The sequence below is a fragment of the Pseudomonas sp. genome, assembly GCF_035277045.1.
GTDB lineage: Bacteria > Pseudomonadota > Gammaproteobacteria > Pseudomonadales > Pseudomonadaceae > Aquipseudomonas.
Map to the genome: position 1 here is coordinate 1 of NZ_DATELE010000306.1, position 3,674 is coordinate 3,674.

Here is a 3,674-nt window from a genome sequence, read left to right on the forward strand (position 1 = left end):
GGCGCTGAGCTTCCTCGGCTTCGGCGCGCCGCCACCCCAGCCCGAATGGGGCCTGCTGATCGCCGAAGGACGCAACTACATGGTGGTCGCCTGGTGGTACACCACCCTGCCAGGGCTGGTCGTGGCGGCCGTGGTTCTCGCCACCCAGCAACTGGCCCGCGGCCTGCAACGCCTTCAGGAAGACGCATGATGAGCACACCATTGGTCCGTATCCAGCAGTTTGGCGTCCACTACCCCGGGAGCCCGCAGGCTGCGGTGCAAGGGCTGGACCTGGAGATCGCCGCCGGCGAGATCGTCTGCCTGGTGGGTGAGTCCGGCTCGGGCAAATCCACCACCGCCGCGGCCCTGGCGGGCCTGTTGCCGCCCGGCGCCCGCCAGCACGGGCAATTGTGGCTGCAGGGCCAGGCTCTGGAGCGGTTCGATGAAAGTGACTGGCGCGAGCGCAGGGGCCGCCTGGTGGGCTTCGTGCCCCAGGACCCGGGCACCTCGCTGGACCCGGTGAAGACCATCGGCGCGCAGGTGATCGAGGCCATGACCGTGCATGGCATGGACCGCCATGAAGCCCGCGCACGAGGACTTGCCTTGCTGCACCAGGTGGGGTTGAAGCAGCCCGAGGCGTTGCTCGGACGCTATCCACATCAGCTGTCCGGCGGCATGTGCCAACGGGTGCTGATCGCCATCGCCCTGGCCAACGACCCGCCTCTGCTGATCGCGGACGAGCCCACCAGCGCGCTGGATGTCAGCGTCCAGCGGCAGATCCTCGACCGCCTGCAGCAACTGGTGCGCGAGCGCGGCAGCAGCCTGTTGCTGATCACCCATGACCTGGCCGTGGCGCTGGACCGTGCCGACCGCATCCTGGTGATGCGCCACGGCCGCCTGCTCGAAAGTGGCACGCCAGCCCAGCTGTGGCATGCGCCAAACCATCCTTATACCCGCCAGCTGCTCCAGGCGTCGCCCCTGAAACGCCTGCAACACCGTCGCATCCGCTCGACCAGCGTCGCGGGCGAAACCTTGCTGCAGGTCAGCGGCCTGCAGCGGCGCTTCAACCGCCATGGGCCGGCGGCGGTGGACGATGTCAGTTTCAGCCTGCCCCGCGGCAGCACCACCAGCCTGGTGGGCGAGTCGGGCTCGGGCAAGTCCACCACGGCCCGGATCATCCTCGCCCTGGAAAAGGCCAGCGCCGGCAGCGTGCTGTTCGACGGCCAGCAGATCCTGGGCGCGGGACGCAAGCAGCTGCATGCCTATCGACGCCAGGTGCAACTGGTCTACCAGAACCCTTGGGCGGCGCTTGATCCCCGGCACACCGTGCTGGAAATCGTCAGCGAGCCCCTGCGCGCGTTCGCGATCGGCCAGCGGCGGGATGATCGCCGACGGGTAACGGAGCTGCTGGAGCGCGTCGGTCTGCCCGGCGAGGTGCTGCGTCGCCGTCCAGGCCAGCTGTCTGGCGGACAACGCCAGCGTGTCGCGATCGCCCGCGCGCTGGCTGCCGAGCCGCGATTGCTGGTGCTCGACGAACCGCTGTCGGCACTGGACGCCCCGGTGCAGGCGCAGGTGCTGGACCTGTTGCAGACCCTGCAGCAGGACTTGGGCCTGACCTACCTATTCATCTCCCACGACCTGGCCACGGTGCGCGGCATCAGTGACCAGGTGCTGGTGATGAGCCAGGGGCGGCTGGTGGACCAAGGTCCCACCGAACAGGTCTTCGAGCGGCCGGCGAGCGAGTACACCCGGCGGCTGCTGGCGGACATGCCGGGGCTGGCCGGAGCGCCGTTGGACAGTGCGCGATTGCAGGTGGCAAGCGGCTGAAGGCAGCGCCACCCGACAGGAAAAAGACGAACACACACAGCCCGAATCAACGTTGAAAACACAGGAATGCGCACATGAGTCACTCGATCATCGCCAGCCAGCTCGACCCGCAGGCCAACCAGTACCTGCGCGAGCAACTGGCGGACCACGAAATCATCGACATCGCCCCTGGTCAGCTGGCCCTGGAGGTCTCGGCGGACGTCTTCATCGTTCGCCCCATCAACATACGCGGGCAGCGCATCGACGCGCCGCCACCGGGCTGGCCGTGGGGGCTGAGCTGGGTGCAGCTGCTGTCGTCGGGCATCGACTTCTACCCTGACTGGGTGTTCGAGGGGCCGCAGGTGACCAGCGGCAAGGGCGCCAATGCCGAACAGGTGGCCGAGTTCGCGCTGGCCCTGGTGTTTTCCGCGGCCAAGCAGCTGCCTGGGCTATGGGTGAAGGATGCCGACTGGCGCCTGACGCCGCTGGCCCCCGTGCGCGGCCGTACCCTGGGGATTCTCGGTTTTGGCAGCATCGGCCAGAGCCTGGCGCGCAAGGCGACCGCGCTGGGCATGCGGGTACTGGCCCTGAGCCGTCCGGGACAGCCGATCGCTGAGGTGCCCGGCGTGGAGCGCGTCGATGACCTGGCCCAGCTGTTTGCCGGAAGCGATCACCTGGTCGTCGCCGCGCCGCTGACACCGGCCACGCGCGGGCTGATCGACCGGGACGTGCTGGCCAATGCCAAGCCCGGGCTGCACCTGATCAATATCGCCCGCGGCGGGCTGCTCGATCAGCAAGCGCTGCTCGAGGCCCTGGATAGCGGTGTTATCGGCCGTGCCAGCCTCGATGTGACCGACCCGGAGCCGCTGCCCAACGGGCATCCGCTCTATCACCACCCACGGGTGTTCCTGTCCCCGCACACCTCGGCGATCTCGGAGGACGGCTACCCGGCCTTCCTCGAGGCCTTCATCGCCAACTTCCACCGCTACCGCGAAGGGCTGGCCCTGGAGAATCTGGTGGATACGCGACGGGGGTATTGATTCAGCCTGCCGGTATGGATGGACCGCCAACCGGTGGGCAACTGTCTTTGTCCCCTGCCAACATCGCATAACGCAGTAGCGATGTGGCCCGGCGAGGGCTCCGCCCTCGATCGCGGCACAAGGCGCGCTCCCACTGGGGCAGTTCATGGTGGACCGCCGTGCCTGGCGAAGCCGAGCAACCTGTGGGAGCGGGCTTGTCCCGCGATCGGCCGCGAAGCGGTCGTAAAACCAGCCACCTCGTTCACCCTGACACAACCCGGACTCAGGGCCCACGCCCCCCCTGCGGGCCAGTATGTGCTTTCAAGTTAGGTTAAGATCCTCCCCAACCACACCCGCCCCACCCGCCGGTACCCCGCAATGAGCACCCTCGAGCGCTACGTCAAAGCCGCTACCCGCGAAAATACCCGCCGCAGCTACCAGGCCGCCGTCGAGCACTTCGAAACGCACTGGGGCGGCTTCCTGCCGGCAACGGCCGAAAGCGTGGCCCGTTACCTATCCGATCATGCCGAACAGCATGCCGTCAGCACCCTCAAGCAACGTCTGGCAGGCCTGAGCCAGTGGCATGTCAGCCAGGGTTTCCCCGACCCGACCAAGGCTCCGCTGGTGCGCCAGGTGCTACGCGGCATCCGCACCTTGCACCCGGCATTGCCCAGGCAAGCCGCGCCGCTGTTGCTGCAGCATCTGCAAACCGCCGTCGCGGGGTTCGAGCGCGAGGCGCAGGCCGCCCGCGAGCAGAACGACCTGCCTGGACTGATGCGCGCCCGGCGCGATGCGGCCTTGCTGCTGCTGGGCTTCTGGCGTGGTTTTCGCGGGGATGAGCTGGCACGACTGCGGGTCGAGCATATCCAG

General features: G+C 68.0%; 2 protein-coding genes and 2 pseudogenes. All 4 read left to right on the forward strand.

Annotated features, from left to right (window positions below):
- A pseudogene (locus VJS90_RS20695) lies at positions 1–190 on the forward strand (ABC transporter permease); the annotation flags it as partial.
- Positions 187–1,806, forward strand: a complete 1,620-nt coding sequence (locus VJS90_RS20700) for a dipeptide ABC transporter ATP-binding protein (RefSeq protein ID WP_414704966.1) — start codon at positions 187–189, stop codon at positions 1,804–1,806. The pseudogene VJS90_RS20695 and the gene VJS90_RS20700, both read left to right, overlap by 4 nt.
- A gap of 74 nt (positions 1,807–1,880) precedes the next feature.
- Positions 1,881–2,825 carry a D-isomer specific 2-hydroxyacid dehydrogenase family protein gene (locus VJS90_RS20705; protein ID WP_324123498.1) on the forward strand — a complete coding sequence of 315 codons (945 nt, stop codon included), beginning with the start codon at positions 1,881–1,883 and terminating at the stop codon, positions 2,823–2,825.
- Between the two features lie 357 nt (positions 2,826–3,182).
- Positions 3,183–3,674 (forward strand): annotated as a pseudogene (locus VJS90_RS20710) (hypothetical protein); the annotation flags it as partial.